14 protein-coding genes and 1 pseudogene are annotated in these 15,755 nt (G+C 60.4%); 8 read left to right on the forward strand and 7 right to left on the reverse strand.

Going from position 1 to position 15,755, the window contains the following annotated elements; genetic code table 11:
* Positions 1-140 precede the first annotated feature (140 nt).
* Positions 141-1,826 carry a replication initiator protein A gene (locus tag BBJ41_RS38295; protein ID WP_236872040.1) on the reverse strand — a complete coding sequence of 562 codons (1,686 nt, stop codon included), beginning with the start codon at positions 1,824-1,826 and terminating at the stop codon, positions 141-143.
* Positions 1,823-2,119 carry a helix-turn-helix transcriptional regulator gene (locus BBJ41_RS38300; protein ID WP_175972737.1) on the reverse strand — a complete coding sequence of 99 codons (297 nt, stop codon included), beginning with the start codon at positions 2,117-2,119 and terminating at the stop codon, positions 1,823-1,825. Before BBJ41_RS38300 ends, BBJ41_RS38295 begins: the two co-directional genes overlap by 4 nt.
* Before the next feature lie 197 nt (positions 2,120-2,316).
* Between BBJ41_RS38300 and BBJ41_RS40120 the strand changes: the two genes are divergently transcribed.
* The 6 genes and pseudogenes from BBJ41_RS40120 to BBJ41_RS00130 all read left to right on the forward strand — a co-directional run bounded on the left by BBJ41_RS40120 (position 2,317) and on the right by BBJ41_RS00130 (position 9,571).
* Positions 2,317-3,111, forward strand: coding sequence for a hypothetical protein (locus BBJ41_RS40120; protein WP_156814702.1), 795 nt, complete (start codon positions 2,317-2,319; stop codon positions 3,109-3,111).
* Positions 3,112-4,277: 1,166 nt separating this feature from the next.
* Positions 4,278-5,270 (forward strand): IS5-like element ISBmu23 family transposase, encoded by a 993-nt coding sequence (locus BBJ41_RS00115; RefSeq protein WP_007182917.1) that lies wholly within the window; start codon positions 4,278-4,280, stop codon positions 5,268-5,270.
* A gap of 385 nt (positions 5,271-5,655) precedes the next feature.
* Positions 5,656-5,805: pseudogene (locus tag BBJ41_RS42060) on the forward strand (divalent metal cation transporter); the annotation flags it as partial.
* Positions 5,806-6,023: 218 nt separating this feature from the next.
* Complete coding sequence (gene istA / locus BBJ41_RS00120) at positions 6,024-7,535, forward strand: IS21 family transposase (protein ID WP_027809980.1); 1,512 nt, start codon at positions 6,024-6,026, stop codon at positions 7,533-7,535.
* A gap of 4 nt (positions 7,536-7,539) precedes the next feature.
* Entirely contained in the window at positions 7,540-8,328 is a 789-nt protein-coding gene (gene istB, locus BBJ41_RS00125) for an IS21-like element ISBmu1 family helper ATPase IstB (RefSeq protein ID WP_012213993.1), read from the forward strand.
* Positions 8,291-9,571, forward strand: a complete 1,281-nt coding sequence (locus BBJ41_RS00130) for an NRAMP family divalent metal transporter (RefSeq protein ID WP_069744784.1) — start codon at positions 8,291-8,293, stop codon at positions 9,569-9,571. The genes istB (BBJ41_RS00125) and BBJ41_RS00130 overlap by 38 nt, the downstream gene beginning before the upstream one ends.
* Positions 9,572-9,879: 308 nt before the next feature.
* Here BBJ41_RS00130 and BBJ41_RS38305 read toward each other — a convergent pair whose 3' ends face one another.
* From BBJ41_RS38305 to BBJ41_RS38315, 5 genes are all read right to left on the reverse strand, one after another.
* Positions 9,880-10,452, reverse strand: a complete 573-nt coding sequence (locus BBJ41_RS38305; protein ID WP_236872041.1) for a CHAD domain-containing protein — start codon at positions 10,450-10,452, stop codon at positions 9,880-9,882.
* A 134-nt stretch (positions 10,453-10,586) separates the two neighbouring features.
* Positions 10,587-11,336: an IS21-like element IS408 family helper ATPase IstB gene (gene istB, locus BBJ41_RS00135; RefSeq protein WP_006397350.1), complete on the reverse strand. Its 750-nt coding sequence runs from the start codon at positions 11,334-11,336 to the stop codon at positions 10,587-10,589.
* 16 nt (positions 11,337-11,352) lie between these two features.
* Positions 11,353-12,909: an IS21-like element IS408 family transposase gene (gene istA, locus BBJ41_RS00140; protein ID WP_011875599.1), complete on the reverse strand. Its 1,557-nt coding sequence runs from the start codon at positions 12,907-12,909 to the stop codon at positions 11,353-11,355.
* 203 nt (positions 12,910-13,112) lie between these two features.
* On the reverse strand, positions 13,113-13,487 hold the full coding sequence (locus tag BBJ41_RS42065) for a CHAD domain-containing protein (RefSeq protein ID WP_083281765.1): 375 nt from the start codon (positions 13,485-13,487) through the stop codon (positions 13,113-13,115).
* Positions 13,488-13,585: 98 nt separating this feature from the next.
* Positions 13,586-13,900, reverse strand: a complete 315-nt coding sequence (locus BBJ41_RS38315; RefSeq protein ID WP_083281766.1) for a hypothetical protein — start codon at positions 13,898-13,900, stop codon at positions 13,586-13,588.
* 509 nt (positions 13,901-14,409) lie between these two features.
* Between BBJ41_RS38315 and BBJ41_RS00150 the strand changes: the two genes are divergently transcribed.
* Together BBJ41_RS00150 and pstS are read left to right on the forward strand one after the other, a co-directional pair.
* Positions 14,410-14,676, forward strand: coding sequence for a hypothetical protein (locus BBJ41_RS00150; protein ID WP_069747534.1), 267 nt, complete (start codon positions 14,410-14,412; stop codon positions 14,674-14,676).
* A 51-nt stretch (positions 14,677-14,727) separates the two neighbouring features.
* Positions 14,728-15,753, forward strand: a complete 1,026-nt coding sequence (gene pstS / locus BBJ41_RS00155) for a phosphate ABC transporter substrate-binding protein PstS (RefSeq protein WP_069744785.1) — start codon at positions 14,728-14,730, stop codon at positions 15,751-15,753.
* Positions 15,754-15,755: the final 2 nt, after the last annotated feature.

Here is a 15,755-nt window from a genome sequence, read left to right on the forward strand (position 1 = left end):
CATCGCAAATCATGATGTCCGTGCCGACAATGCGATGCTGATTCGGCTGGCTGTTATATGGTGTAACGATTTTATTCATCCGGATTTCTACAAATGTTACAAGAAAATTACCAAATATTACACTAGCAATTTTCTTTCTTTCATGCTTGAAAGAATCGTGTTGAGCGTATGAAACATCTGAGTTTTGTGCCGGTGCCGGAAGGGTTGAATGCACCGACAGGACGGCGTTTGGCTGGTGTGCGAATAGCGACGCTTTGCGGCTTGCAATCCATTCGTCTGATTTTTATCGGCAATGCAGGCTGTCGGTGTTCTGCGAATGGCGCGGTATCAATGGCCAAACATTCGAGAAGATTGTTTGTGCGGAGGATTTTGATTGGCGGCGTCGAATTATTTTGGAAAACCGCGCTACGCCTGCCGGGTTGACCGGGACGGACATCAGGATGCCGTGATGCCCGCCGACTGAATTCGAGGCAACGGTTCGTTTGGGGGAGATGCCCCTCGAGGCAGGTTGAAGCAGGCAAGCGCAAATTCTGCGTAGCCAAAACGAAAAGGCCCTGCGTCGTGAGACGCAGGGCCTTGAATTCTTTGGTGGGCGGTACTGGGATCGAACCAGTGACCCCTGCCGTGTGAACCGAAATCAAGCCCTTGTTGGTCCGTTCATCATTGCACGGACGCCTTGATTTTACATGCTTTTGTCTTTCGTCATTTCTCGTCATGCTAGTCTTCGGCTCCGCCGTTTTTCCGCCTGCGTTTGACCGTACCGTACCCAGGATGTCGTCAAACCGCGCCTTCGCTCCCTTCGCTGAGCGTGCGTAAAACGTTACAGTGTCGCGTTGAGCATTGAGCGAGACCTGGTAGTCAAGGAACTGGTCGGCGTTCGCCAGTGCCTTGATGTGTCGCCGAAACTCGCGCAGCGAGCCAGTGGTGCCGCTTTTGTTATGCAAGATCGTGACGGATACGGGCCACTTCGACTGTTTTCGCCCACAATGCTTGCGGGCTAGCTCGTATATGCGCCGGTCGAGCGGTTTGCGTAGTCGGAAGTAATCGCGGCTGAGGGTCAAGACGTCTCGTGCCTGGACGGATCGCCACAGCCACTCTGGGAGTGTCACTTCGACTGCCACCATGCGGTTGTCGTTCCCGCCCTTAATTACCGTGGCATGATCGATCAACCCGACGAGGTCGACCTTGTTCTCTCCTCCGGTGGGAATGTTCGTCTCGAAGAAGGTGCCTTTGAGGCGACGCAACGCATCAACCATACGCGCATAACCTACTCCTGAGGTCGGGCGATTGGTGGTAACAAGAAAGTCGTACGCGGTGAAGCGTATGGTGCGGCTCACATCACGACCACGATCCAGCGCGGGCACCATCTGGCTGATGCAATAGATCCAGATATCCTTATCCAGAATGGTTGCACAGCCATCGGACCCGGGTTTGACCACGACGTAGTGGCCTGAGCGCTCATTCACGTAGCGACGCACGCGGCGGTCGCCTGCTTTCAGGGCAAACAGCGGGTGCTCCATGCTAGCCATGTCGTCTTTCAATGCGACATCGCAGAGATCCGCGACAAAAAAATCTTGCTGGGCATGCCGGATTGGCGACAGCTTGCTAGGGACCACGTCGTTCGCCGGTTTGCGCGTACAGGCGGAAACAACGGACTTGCTGGACATGTTCTTCCAGACCTGATCGGCCCGCTGATCCGAAAGTGCTTCGCTGACAGGAGCGGTTGCACTCGCACGATCTTCATGCGACTCATTGTTGCGCCGAACTCGCTCAAGAGCCTCTTTGGTGCGCCGCTGGCATAAGGCCAGGGCCTTTGATGTGCTCATTGCGCGCCCGATACGGCCCCGAAGGTTGAGTTGCGCGGACGACCGCGGCGCACAATCGGTTCGGCGGCATACAGAGCACCAAGCCACGCTCGCACATCACGAACCCTCCACCGCAGACACCGATTCTCTGCGATCACGGGGTCCGGTAGATCTCCTTTATACCGACGTTGATAGAACGAACTCCTGCTCAGGCCCATGAGCGCCGCAAATTCGGCTGGCGTGATCAAGGCTGACTCCGCCATTACGTTAAATTTCACCCTGAAATCGCGCATCTGGCCGTTCTTTTCACTCATGCCTTCACCTCTGTTCATTGACGTTCATTGACCTTCATTGCAATTCTCTTTACCTTCTCGACAGAGGGAAAAAGCAAATTCCGATAGGTTTTGAGAGGTCGCTCGTGGCGCGTATGAGAGGTGGTGCATCTGGTCGTAACCGAATGACGGAGGTCACGGTATCGGTCCTTCGACGGATCCAGGCGGCGGCACCTACGTTGTCTGAAAAGGAGCTCGAAGCGAACATGCCGATGGGGCTCAGATCTCTGAAGCTTGATATTGCGCGTGGCGTCAAGCCGGATCATTCGGGGGGCGATGGAAGCAGTGGGCAAGCATTCAAGCGCTACCTGTCAAAAGAAACGAGCTTCAGCCTCGCCAAATTGGCTGCAGTCGTTGCTGCAGCGGATACCTCCCTGGGCTTGAAATTGACGGACGGCGACCTGTTTCGTCTAGGTTTGCATGAACTGCCGGAGGGAGCAGATCCGACGTCACGTTTGGATCGCTTTGAGAAAGCCGAACGCATCTTCGCTGTCGGCGTCGATCGAATGCATCAAGGGCTTATGCCTGTTTCCCCGAGTAAGCAGGGTGGCAGACCACGTGCCGCGCGCGATGGAGTAGAAGCGTGTGCTGCCTTTGAAGCTTGGAAACTTGAACTTGCAAGCTTAGGTGCGCGAGTACGGGAGGAGCGTCCTGCAGGCCCACCTGACTTTCTCGAACCCGAAGACGAAGATGAGCAAAGGCATTGGGATTACAGGTCGCTTGACCCGTGGCAACGTCCCTTCTCGCCGACTGACCCGCACCCTGCCGCAATCAGCCGATTAAAGCTCAAGCTCTCCGATAATTGGGGTGCAGATACGGCCATGCATCCACAACCTCTGGATGAACCTCAGCAAGCAACAATGCCTGCGGACGGCGCGCGTGATGTGAAGGAGTTCGTTTCGCGCGATGAGCTCGAGACGGTTCTTCGCCAACTTTTGAGCTCCGGCGGTGAGAGCCTCAGAAGACCTGAATAGTTGCGCGAGACCTGTTGTGGATAAGGTGCTCGTTCCTTCGTACCTTCACACACGCGTTGCTGTGGATTGGCACGTACTTTTAGACACGTCACGACACGTACATTCACCCACGCGGACGGCTCGCGGAGCCAGCAGGGACGGCGCTCTAGGATGTGTAACGCGCGCGCGCAGATAACTTTAAATCTATAAAGTCTTTAACAAAAGGGTTGTACATCGGCTCGTGGAGCATCCGCGCCCGTCCGTGTACAACTCCGCTGCCCACACCGCAAGGGTGTGGACAGCCGCTGCGCGGTGCCGGAGTTGTGCACCGCCTCCCCGCGAGCTTTGCCTACGGCCTGACGCGCGCCAGGGCGCTTGCCCCAATGAGAAAGAAGAGGCGGGCCGACACCTCCTGCAAGCCAAGCGCTAGCAAGTCGCCAATGCTGTTGCGCGCTCCGCGCGCCCGAATCGAGCCGCACGGGGACCCGCGCCGGAGGCGTGGGGAGAGCGGCGGTCCGAAGGACGATTCGGACGGGCGCTTACATATCGTCGGTTGCACGTAAGCGCGCACTACGGCCGGTGGCGCCCAGCTCGCCACCCGGCATGCTATGCAATCGGCATGGTTGCACGCATTTCTGACCTGATAGGACGTTTGTGATAGTTACTTATACCGCACCACGGGAGGATTTGGCGAGCCGCTTGGAAGGGCTGTAAACGAATCCTGAGGCCATTGGCTTTAGGCAAGAGGCGTCCCGGGCGGTATCTCATCAGGGTAGGGGCATCATCATCGTTCGGTGTTCCCGCCTCGCGCGCGGGTCGATGATGTTTCCTGCTGCTGTTCCTGTTCCTGTTCCTGTTCCTGTTCCTGTTCCTGTTCCTGATTAGCCATAGCCTTTTGAGAAGGCTTGCAGAAAGCCTTGCAGAAAGCCTTGCGAGAAGCCTTTCCCGCCCACTGCTGCAAGGGTCGGCTGGCAAATCGTTGGCGGCTTTCCCGGTCACATGAGCATGCAACCCACCGCAGCACCTGCACCCGTCACTCCAATGATGCAGCAGTACCTGCGCCTTGCCTGACAAGGCACAGATCACAAACCTACGTTTAGGGAAACACTGATCAATTCGGCTTGGCGGTCATCGCTGACGAGGCCAAGGGCGTTGTAGAAAGAAGCTCACGGAACGGACCCACGACGATGCAGCGGCAGATCGGTTTTGCGGAAGCGGAAAGTGCGGGCAAGAAGCGGGTGACCAAGCGTCAACGCTTTCTGGCCGAGATGGAGAAGGTCGTCCCTTGGTCGCGGCTGCTGTCGGTGATCGGGCCGTATTACCCGAAGGGCGAGCGTGGCCGGCCGCCGATTGGCCTGGAACGGATGCTGCGGATCTACTTGCTGCAGCAGTGGTACGGGTTGTCGGACGAAGGGCTTGAAGATGCGCTCTACGACAGCATCGCGATGCGCGCCTTCGCGGGCATCGACCTGGCGCGCGAGAACGTGCCGGACGCCACCACGCTGTTGAAATTCCGGCGCCTGCTGGTCGAGCACGCACTGACGCGAAAGCTGTTCGACGAGATCGGCATCGAGTTGTGCGAGCGCGGGCTGATGATGAAGGAAGGCACGCTGGTGGATGCGACGATCTTCGAGGCTGCGCCGTCCACGAAGAACGCCGGGAAGAGCCGTGACCCGGAGATGCATCAGACGAAGAAGGGCAACGACTGGTATTTCGGCATGAAGGCCCATGTCGGCGTCGACGCCGACTCGGGTCTGGTGCATAGCGTGGTCACCACGGCGGCCAACGAGCCGGACGTATCGCAGGCCCACGCCCTGCTGCACGGTCATGAGCAGGAAGCGTTTGGCGATGCGGGCTACACCGGCGTGGACAAGCGCGAGGAGATGAAGGGCAAGACGGTGAAGTGGCACGTGGCGCTCAAGCGCGGAAAGATCAGGGCGATGCAGGAAGGTCCGCTGAAGGACCTCGTGATCGCGGTCGAGCGAACCAAGGCGCAGATCCGCGCCCGGGTCGAGCATCCGTTTCATGTCGTGAAGAACCTGTTTCGTCATCGCAAGGTGCGCTACAAGGGTCTAGCCAGGAACACGGCACAGCTGTTCAGTCTGTTCGCGCTGGCGAACCTGGTGATCGCGAAAAATCAGCTGTTGTCGACTCATGGGAGCAATCCGTCATGTGTGTGAAAAACGCGGGAAGTGAGGCCCGAATACGAGCGAAACTCACCTCGCATGTCGTCAAATTCCTACGTCAATCTGAAAATTGCAACCTGCCTCGTCCGTTATGCGGACGACAGGCTCATTGATCAGCGTTTCCTTAGACCTACGCCGGCCGTTTCAGCGATGGCCGTTACCGACCCGCAAGGGACATTTTGCGTGGCGACTCCCAGGCGTCAGCTGACACGACTGGAGCGGACATTCGCGAAATGAGCCTGGACCACCAGCGTAGCGTCTTGGGAGACACTTGATCCGCATCAATGCGTGCCCACCGCCGGCAGGTTCAATTCACTGACGGTGCTCTTTCGTGTCTTCGAAGATACCTGTACTCGCTTCCCATTAGTGAGGTCGGTAAATGGACGTCGATCGAGCATCGCGCAGCGACACCTTTCGGGTGCTCTGGGAGCGTCTGAAGGAGCACCCTCTGTCGCGGGTCGGGCCGGGACTTATCACCGGTGTCGCCGACGACGATCCAAGCGGCATTGCAACCTATTCCCAGGCGGGTGTCACGGGGCGGCGCTATGGAGCCAATGCGGGGTCGGCATAAGGGCGCCACTTGAGGGGCGGCACATAGGCGCCAGTCCAAGGGCGGCGTAATGGCGCCACGTTAGGGGCGGCGCATAGGCGCCAGCAGCATCAGGGCGAGAACGCGGTTCGAACTTTCCGAGTCGGTACGCTCCGTTCTTTTTGAACGGAGCGTCCATGGCCAACAGGAGGTTCGAATTGTTTGAATACCGCCAAGTCCTTGTCCGCATGCGGCAAGGCGATTCTGACCGCGACATCGCGCGCGGCGGTTTGATGGGGCGCAAGAAGCTGACGACCGTGCGCCGCGAGGCTGAAGCGCGTAGTTGGCTGGATCCGGTGCAGCCGCTGCCGGACGACGCTACGATCGCGGGTGTCTTCGGGCGCACGCCGCACCTGCCGCACACCTGTGTGTCGACGGTTGAGCCATATCGCGAACAGGTCCGCGAATGGCTTGCCGCCGGCGTTCAGGGCACCACGATCCATGCCGCCCTTCAACGCAATCATGGCTACGCCGGCAGCTATTGTGCCGTGAAGCGCATGCTGCGCCATCTGGCTGCCGAGCGCAGCGTGGCCACCACAACGATCCTCGACTTCGCACCGGCCGACGCCGCGCAGGTCGACTTCGGCGCGGGACCCGTGCTGACGGTCGAGGGCATTGCGGTCCGGACGTGGATCTTCGTGATGACGTTGTGCTGGTCGCGCCACCAGTATGCCGAGATCGTGCTGGACCAGACCGTCGAGACGTGGCTCGCCAGCCACCGGCGCGCCTTCGAATGGTTCGGCGGCTGTCCCGACCGGGTCATCATCGATAACGCGAAGTGCGCGATCATCCGGGCGTGTCGATACGAGCCGGCGGTGCAACGCTCGTACGCCGCGCTTGCCGAGGGATATGGATTCCGGATCGACGCCTGTCCGCCGCACGATCCCCAGAAGAAGGGCGTCGTCGAATCGGGCGTCAAATACGTCAAGAAGTCCTTCGTGCCGCTGCGCGAGTTCCGGGATCTGGCCGACGCCAACCGGCAACTGCGCGAATGGGTGATGCAGCAGGCCGGCACTCGTATCCACGGCACCGTCCACGAACGGCCGCTGACGCGCTTCGGCGTCGAGCGCCCGTTGCTCGCTGCATTGCCGGACGTGCCGCCGGTACTGTCGGTCTGGAAGGAGGTGGCGGTCCATCGCGACGGCCACGTCGTCTACAAGCACGCGCTGTACTCTGCACCGTTCACGCTCGTCGGCAAGTCGCTCTGGCTGAAGGCGACCGATACGGTCATCCAGCTGTTCCATCGGCATGAACTCGTCGCAACCCATCCGCGGCAGCGGGCCGGCGGTCGCCACACGGTGCGAGATCACCAGCCGCCCGAAGCGCAGGCCTGGCTCGAGCACGATCCGCAGTGGTGTCTGGCGCGCGCGAAGGAGATCGGGCCGTCGTGCCACGGCGTGATCCTCGCGCTGTTCAACGACAAGGTGCTCGTCAACCTGCGCGGCGCGCAGGGGATCATCCGGCTGCGACAGAAAGTCGGCGATCAGAGGCTGGAAGCAGCCTGCGAGCGTGCGCTCGCGTTCAGCAGCGCGAAGTACAGCACCATCAAGGGCATCCTCGACAAAGGCCTGGACAGCGAACCGGTGCCGCGTCCCGCGTCGGCCCCGACTGGCGCTTACCAGAACGGCGGCCGCTTCGGCCGTGATCTCCAATCCCTGCTGATCCACTGACACCATGAACCCGAGTCCCGAATTGAATTCCATCCTCAAACAGCTGCGCCTGTCCGGCATCCTCGACTCGCTTGAGCAGCGCAACCGTCAGGCGATCGACGGGCAGCTCGCCTATACCGAGTTCCTTGCCATGCTGCTGCACGACGAGGTTGCCCGTCGCGAACACAAGAAGCTCGGCACCCGTCTGCTGCGCGCCGGCTTCGCGATGGGCAAGACGCTCGAGACGTTCGACTTCGACCGGCTGCCTACGTTGAACCGCTCACACGTTCATGATCTCGCGACAGGCCGGTATCTCGACGAGAAGGTCGCGATCCTGATCGCCGGTCCAACCGGCACCGGCAAAAGCCACTTGGCCCAGGCGCTGGGCCACTGCGCCGCCCGCCAAGGCCGCGATGTGCTGTTCATCTCGCAGACCGAGCTGCTCAAGCGATTGAACGCCGCGCGCGCCACCGGCGCCTATGACCGCAAGTTCCAGCAGTACGCCCGGGTGCCGCTGCTGATCGTCGATGACTTCGCGCTCAAACCGCTACGTACCCCGCAGGACGAGGACTTCCACGATCTCGTCGCGGCCCGCTACGAGCACGCGGCGACCATCCTGACGTCGAATCTCGACTTCGGTGAATGGGGCGCCGCGTTCCCCGACAACCGCATCCTCGGCACCGCCACACTCGACCGACTACGCCACGGCGCCTACCGGCTCGTCCTCGAGGGCGACAGTTACCGCACCCCGAAACCGATGCCAGATCCCCCTCAAAATGCAGTTGCCAAAAACGGCAAAAAACCGCAACCTTGAAACCGTTCGAATCCGCGTTTTACCCCCGGTTCTGCTGGCGCCATTACGCCGCCCATCCCCGGCTCCTTTACGCCGCCCCGCGACAGCGGGTGCCCAATTCGGCCTCAACATGCTTTGGACGATGCCGCTGGCCTTCCCATTGATGGCTGCCATTCAGTCGATGTGCGCGAATCTTGGCCGGGTGACCGGCAAAGGACTTGCCGCCAATATCAAGTCCACCTTCCCACCTGTTGTGCTGCAGGGCGTCGTGCTACTACTGCTTGTCGCCAATACCCTCAACATTGCTGCCGACGTTGCAGCGATGGGGGAAGTCGCAGAACTGGTCAGCGGCGTAAATCGCCACCTGATGACGGCGTTCTTTGTGTTCGGTACGCTGTTGCTGCAGACCTTTGTGCCCTATCACCGCTACGTCTTTTTCCTGAAGTGGCTGACAGTCTCTCTGCTTGCCTATGCAGCGGTGCTGTTCACCGTACATGTTCCGTGGGGCCAGGTGGCATTACGTACGCTGTGGCCCAGGTTCACGCTCGACGCCAGCGCCGCCGCTGTGGTCGTGGGCGTCTTCGGTACGACCATCAGCCCATACCTCTTCTTCTGGCAAGCATCCGAAGAGGTCGAGGACATGGAAGCAAACCACGGCAGTGCGCCGCTCGTGCGGGATGCGCGTGCCGCCTCCGTGGAACTCCGGCGGATTCGATGGGATACATGGAGTGGCATGCTCTACTCCGACATCACCGCCTTTTTCATCATCCTGGCAACTGCCGTCACGCTTCACGTGGCGGGGATGACGGACATCAACACGGCGGCGCAGGCCGCCAGCGCCCTGCGGCCACTCGCCGGCGACTTTGCTTACATCATCTTTGCCCTCGGAATTCTCGGTGTGGGTCTGATCGGCGTACCGGTGCTGGCCGGATCCGGTGCCTATGCGCTTTCCGAGGCGATGGGCTGGAAGGAGGGGCTCGAGCGCAAGGTCGCCGATGCACGCGGCTTCTACGGCATCATCGCCGTCAGCGTGCTTGCCGGACTCGGCATCCAGTATTCGCCGATCAGCCCGATGAAAGCCCTGTTCTGGAGTGCAGTCATCAACGGTGTGGTTGCCGTACCGCTGACGGTGGTCATCATCATGCTGGTATCGAAGAAGTCAGTGATGGGTGCTTTCACTGCAAGTCGTCCGCTAATCATTCTTGGCTGGATCGCGACGGCAGTCATGGGCGTAGCGGCCGTGGCAATGCTGCTCCCCGGGTAGGGTTGCCGACCGAGCCACTTCTGATAGGGGGCAGAAGCCGCGGTGCGGATGCAGTGGGCGTCGCCAGCGAAGCTGACCGGCACCAGATGCGTATCGGGGAGCCGAGCGAACGGTTCTTTGCGCCCTTCAACAGCCGTTCGGGCTCCTCTTCCACCGCAACGCCCCCTTCCAAGCAGCAACCGCCGCTCGCTTGGTTGCGTCAGCCAGACAGGCGTCCTGCGAATATCTTGCGCTATCAATCACGCCTTCTATGAAGCGACGGCTTCATCTTGATAGCGGCAGATTCGTCTGGTTGAGAAATTTTCGAGCTATCGGGAATGGCGTAGCGTTTCGTACGCGCGGTGCACACGTCGTTTTTTTTGATCGTGAAGATAGCTGACAGCCGCATCCACCATTTCGCGCTGGCCAAATTGAGGCCCATATTCTTGAAGCAGCGCCTCGCTCGCCACGACGTCGTTCAGCTCGCCCAACTCGTCTTGGGCAGCCTTTAATCGTTTGATCGTCTCGCGGTGGCCAATATCAAGAACTGGTGAGAAAAACTCGAGCAGATACCGCAATCTCTTTCCCGCAATTCGGACTTCGTGGAGCGCCGCGTAGCTCGACTCGCCATGCGATGTTGCACGCCTGAGCCGCTTTTCCAGGGCGCGTTCCGCCACAAGCACGCGGCTCCTGATGAACTTTTCGAATGCAGGCGTCTCGGCAGAGGTGGCCAGTTGATGCCGAGCGCTTTCGACAGCACGGTTAAGTGCGTGCTTCACATCCGCTTCTCGTATCGCCTTGCAACTGAACAACGCCGCGTCGCTACGACAACTGGCTACGGACATCAGCAGCGATACGCGAGGATGCTTAGCCGCTTCGTATTGGGTGAGCAGCCCCTGCAAAATGTCCCAGTCTCGCGTTTTGCCTGCAATGTTGGCTGCGGATTTCGGCGATGGTGATCAATCGTTTCGGCGAACGTGATCAGTCTGGAAGGTGGTGTTGCGCGGTCAATGGATTATAGCGACGGTGATCACGATCAGGCGTCAGCGGACTCGGATTTCGTTTTCTTTCTCATCGAATCGCCCTTGACCGGAAGCTTGTGGGCCTGATGCACGAGCCGATCGAGAATCGCATCGGCGAGCGTGGGGTCCTGCAGCCACGCGTGCCAGTGTTCGAGCGGCAACTGGCTGGTGATCACAGTCGAGCGCGTACCGACACGATCATCAAGTACCTCAAGCAGATCATTGCGCGCCGCCTGGTCGAGATCCTGCAAGCCCCAATCGTCGAGGATCAGCACATCAATCTTCGCGAGTTGCGCAAGCCGACGTGTGAAGCTGCCGTCGCCGTGCGCGATTTTCAGCTCTTCGAACAGCCGCGCGACGCGCACATAGAACACGGAGAAGCCCTGCCGGCACGCCTGCTGGCCGAACGCGCAAGCGAGCCACGTCTTGCCCGCGCCGGTGGGGCCGGTCAGGATCAGGTTCTGAGCATTGCGCACCCAGTCGCAGCCGGCGAGCGTGGCGACGATGCGCTGGTCCAGCCCACGGGTTTGCCGGTATTCAATGTCTTCGACGCAGGCCTGTGGGTTCTTGAGCTTCGCGGCGCGCAGCAAACGTTCGAGTCGTCGCGTATCACGCCAGGCCAGCTCGCGATCTACGAGCATGCCCACGCGTTCCTCGAATGACAGGCTGGTGCTTGCCGTGAGCGTTGACTGCTCCTCGAACGCGCGAGCCATGCCGTCCAGTTTGAGCGCCTTTAGCTGGGTAAGGGTGTGCTGCATCAACATCGTGACCTCCTTCGGGTCAGTGGTAGTAGTCGGGGCCGCGCACGTTCTCGTGCTCGGGCGAGCGCCATTCGGCGGGCGTGGTCGGGAGCGAGGGCTGCAGGTCAAGTCCCGCTTCCAGGATTGACAGCACGGAGCGACGCGTGGGCGAGCCGATCTTCAATGCACGCTGGCATGCGGCCTCGAGGCGGTGTTTGCCGTACTTGCGCGCGAGCGAGAGAAGACCGAGACAGGCGCGATAGCCCATCTCGGGGTGAGGTTTGTTGGTCAGCAGATGCCGCACGACAGCCTCGGCGCCGGGGCCGACGGATGCGCCCCAGTTGAGCAGGCGCCCAGGCGTCCATTCCATGTGCGCGCGATGCGCAGCCGGCATGTGTTCGGCGATGGTCGTGTGTTTGCCTTTGAGGCGCGAGCGAGCGTGCGCAGCGACACGCTTGCCGCCATGCAGGATCTCTACGCCGTGGCGTGTGATACGCGCCCAGACCTCCTGCCGTGCGAGGCTATGCGGGACGCTGTAATAGTGGCCGCCGACATCGACGTGGTAATCGATGTTCACACGGCACTTCTGGAAGGTGGCGATCTCGTAGCGACGCACGGGCAACGGGCGCAGGACGGGTTGGTCCAGCCGTTCGAACCATTCACGCCGGTTGCCTTCGAGCCGCTTGAACGGGCGCTGGTTTAGGTCGGCGATCAGTTCTGCAATCGCCTTGTTGAGTTCAGCCAGACTGTAGAAGCGATAGTGGCGCAGTCGGGCCAGCACCCAGCGCTCGACGATCTGCACGCCGACTTCGACCTTGGCCTTGTCCTGCGGTTTGCGCGGACGCGCCGGCAGCATCGCGGTGCCGTAGTGGTTCACGAAGTCCTGCGTGGTCGTGCCGAGTCCGGGTTCGTAACGGTCGGGTCGCGCGATCAGCGCCTTCGGGTTGTCGGGCACGAGCAGCTCGGGCACGCCGCCAATGAACTCTAGCGCATCGCACAGGCTGCCGATCCAGTCCGCCATCGTCTCGGTGCGCGTCGCGCACGCGAACGTGTAGTTGGATGCGCCGAGCACGGCAACGAACACGTGCGCCTCGAACTCGACGCCGCCATCGCTCGCCAGGACCGGCACGGTGGGACCCGCGAAGTCCGCGAACAGCTTCTCGCCGGCGCGGTGCTGCTGACGCATCGAGCGCTTGATCGACTTCGCCCAGTCCTTGTACTTCTGGCAGAACTGCGTGTAGCGGTACGTCCGCTGGCCGGGGTTCGCTTCAGCGTATTCTTCCCACAGCAGTTGCAGCGTCACGCCCTTGCGGCGCAGCTCGCGATGCAATGCCGTGTAGTCGGGCTCGATGCGTCGCGTCGTCGTCGCCGCGGCATTGGTTGCCGCAGGCCTCAGGCGCGCGTCCAGTTCGTCGTCGGACATTGCTTCGGCTGCCGCCCAATCGAGTCCCGCCTGGCTGGCTTGGGCCGCGAACTTCGAGACGGCACCGACGCTGATGCCGATAGCCCGGCTGATCTGCCGATGCGTCAGGCCACACGCCCACTTTAGTCGCAGGACTTCCTTCAATTTGCGCATGCTCATCCGAGGTGTCGGCATCGGCACTTCTCCCGCAAAAAAGGGAGCAGGCTAACGCCGTCGGTGAATACATGCGCAACGCCACCGCCAGACTCAAACCCGGATTACGTTCCGGTTACGTGATCACCCGTTTCGGTCCCGTGATCGCTCATTCCGGCATCGTGATCACGCGTTTCGGAAACCTGTGATCAGCGATCACGATCAACCGAAACGGGTGATCACGATCATTCGGAATCCATGATCACGATCCGCCGAAATGCGTGATCACGTTCGCCGGAATACGCAATGTTGGCGAGCGTTTTAAATTGGGCGCGCCAGTTCGCAGAATCCCCTTTGTCAAGCAACGGACCATATGCCCACCAAAGCGACCGCATGCGCCGCAGGGCAACCCGCAACTTATGAAACACCTCCGGATCTTCTTGTGGATCGAGTTGAGCAGCCCATCGCACTGCTTCGTGAGCGGTAGATGACGCTGACAGCACGAACGCCTCTGCGAGGGTGGCCCCCGAAATTTCGAGGCTTTGGCTGGCACCGGCCGCCCGGTAATCGGCCCCTTTCTCGGACGCCGGCGTTGTTGCGCTTGAAGACGGGAGATCCATCGCAGCACCTTCGCAAATTCCGAGTGAACGCAGTCTTAAGATAGTGTGCGACGAGGGTAGCCTCCAAGGCTTGACGCTTATCAACCTCTCTATGGCGCTCACCGCGTTGTCGCCACAGAATCCTGCCCGGCGCGCGCCTTGCTCGTTCGCAAAAAATCGGCAATGTGCAGCGAGACAGTATCCGCCTTGGCCTTTGAGCGCGCTCTCCGGGCGACGCTCAGAATCGGGCTCAGTTGCTCATAAAAGCATTCAAGCTGTCGCGCATCGGCCGCCAATCGCTCAAGATCGAGCGCCTTTTCAAGAACCGTCCGCGCGATATGAAAGCGCTGAAGTCCGCGCCCAACACGAACTTGAAAGACCACGCCATCGCTGTTGTGCGGCACTCCGGCCCAAACAAGCGAACCGCTGTTCATGAAGCCTCCGAAGAATCACAATCGTCACATCAATATGCCACCAAGCTCTCGCGTTGCATATTGTCGTTTCAAAATTGTGACGCCTGACGTGTCGGAATTCTTACAGCAACCGGAATATTGCGGCGCAACAAGAATGCCCGTAGACTGAGTTCGCACCTTCGATGTCGCAACCCCGCAGTCGCCCCATGACGGGAGAACACGCCATGACGACTTCTTCGTCAGCACCGAGCCAGACATCCCCCGCCCTCTACGTATTCGAACAAGATGGGGGTTGGCATTGGGGCATCACGGTTCCGCGCTCCATGGGAAGCGGCTTCAGACTGATCGCATTCAGCGAGCACATCTTTTCCGCTGAAGACACTGCCCAACGCGATGGCGATCGAGCGTTGGCCTCCATCGCGGCAAGTGACGGGAACTGAACGTTTCCGGCAGTTGCACGCTCCTTGAGTTTTCACATCCAGATGCAATACTCCTATCACCCTCCGATGCGAGACCACTCGCCGCGCGCCATGACAGACTTCGCCACTCGTCTGACATGCCCGATCGTCTGCGACGATCTGAGCCTGTCGTTCTCTGCCTATGGCACCGGTTGGGGGTACGTTGCGATCAAGCTCCCGTCCGACATCATTCGAGACAAGCTCGGCGCAAACACGGCGACCCCCGAGCAGTTGCTCACTGCATTTGAAAGCAATCGCGAGAAGATCACGATCGCGGTCAATCGACATGCATTGCCGAGCGACGGCCGGTACATCCAGCTCGATAAATCAGACTTCTAGATCGGAACCGGCGTGTGGGCCAGCATGCCGACCGTTGACACGAGGTGATACATGAACATCCGGATCCTGATTCCCTGCGCCGTCGCTCTTGTTGCCACCGCCGCTCAAGCTGCCGATATCACCGGTGCCGGGAGCACGTTTGCGGCACCGATTTACACAAAATGGGCCGATGCGTACAAGAAGGCGGGCGGCGGCAGGGTCAACTATCAAGGCATCGGCTCGTCGGGCGGTCTGAAGCAGATCAATGCGAAGACGATTGATTTTGCTGGTTCGGACGCGCCGCTGAAGGATGACGAGCTCGCGAAGGAAGGCCTGTTCCAGTTCCCGACGGTGGTCGGCGGTGTGGTGCCGGTCGTCAACGTGCCGGGCGTGAAGTCAGGCGAGCTGACGCTGTCGGGCCCGGTGCTCGGCGACATCTACCTCGGCAAGATCAAGAAGTGGAACGCCCCGGCGATCGCCGCACTGAACCCGAAGCTCAAGCTGCCGGATGCGGACATCGCCGTGGTTCGCCGCGCGGACGGCTCGGGCACGAGCTTCATCTGGACGAACTACCTGTCGAAGGTCAACGGCGAGTGGAAGTCGAAGGTCGGCGAAGGCACGACGGTCAACTGGCCGACGGGCACGGGCGGCAAGGGCAACGACGGCGTCGCGGCCTTCGTGCAGCGCCTGCCGGGCGCGATCGGCTACGTCGAGTGGGCGTATGCGAAGAAAAACAACATGACCTACACCGCATTGAAGAACTCGACGGGCACGGTGGTCGAGCCGAAGACGGAAACGTTCAAGGCCGCTGCCGCCGGCGCGAACTGGTCGAAGTCGTTCTACCAGATCCTGACGGACGAGCCGGGCAAGGAAGCATGGCCGGTCGTCGGCGCGACGTTCGTGCTGCTGTACACGAAGCAGGATAAGCCGGAACAGGGCAAGGAAACGCTGAAGTTCTTCGACTGGGCGTTCCGCAATGGCAACCAGGCCGCCACGGATCTCGACTACATCTCGCTTCCGGATCCGGTCATCGCCGAAATCCGCAAGCAATGGAAGGCGAAAATCAAGGACGCCTTCGGGAAAGCGCTGGTGGATTGAGT

The sequence above is a fragment of the Burkholderia stabilis genome (assembly GCF_001742165.1).
Lineage (GTDB): Bacteria > Pseudomonadota > Gammaproteobacteria > Burkholderiales > Burkholderiaceae > Burkholderia > Burkholderia stabilis.

Bases quoted from the DNA above. Each gene is read 5' to 3' on its own strand.
- BBJ41_RS42065 (WP_083281765.1), bottom strand. From the start codon at position 13,487: ATGGATCTCCCGTCTTCAAGCGCAACAACGCCGGCGTCCGAGAAAGGG.
- BBJ41_RS38300 (WP_175972737.1), bottom strand. From the start codon at position 2,119: ATGAGTGAAAAGAACGGCCAGATGCGCGATTTCAGGGTGAAATTTAAC.
- istA (WP_011875599.1), bottom strand. From the start codon at position 12,909: ATGCCGACACCTCGGATGAGCATGCGCAAATTGAAGGAAGTCCTGCGA.
- BBJ41_RS38295 (WP_236872040.1), bottom strand. From the start codon at position 1,826: ATGAGCACATCAAAGGCCCTGGCCTTATGCCAGCGGCGCACCAAAGAG.
- istB (WP_006397350.1), bottom strand. From the start codon at position 11,336: ATGTTGATGCAGCACACCCTTACCCAGCTAAAGGCGCTCAAACTGGAC.
- BBJ41_RS00115 (WP_007182917.1), top strand. From the start codon at position 4,278: ATGCAGCGGCAGATCGGTTTTGCGGAAGCGGAAAGTGCGGGCAAGAAG.
- BBJ41_RS00150 (WP_069747534.1), top strand. From the start codon at position 14,410: ATGACAGACTTCGCCACTCGTCTGACATGCCCGATCGTCTGCGACGAT.
- pstS (WP_069744785.1), top strand. From the start codon at position 14,728: ATGAACATCCGGATCCTGATTCCCTGCGCCGTCGCTCTTGTTGCCACC.
- BBJ41_RS38315 (WP_083281766.1), bottom strand. From the start codon at position 13,900: ATGAACAGCGGTTCGCTTGTTTGGGCCGGAGTGCCGCACAACAGCGAT.
- istB (WP_012213993.1), top strand. From the start codon at position 7,540: ATGAACCCGAGTCCCGAATTGAATTCCATCCTCAAACAGCTGCGCCTG.
- BBJ41_RS00130 (WP_069744784.1), top strand. From the start codon at position 8,291: ATGCAGTTGCCAAAAACGGCAAAAAACCGCAACCTTGAAACCGTTCGA.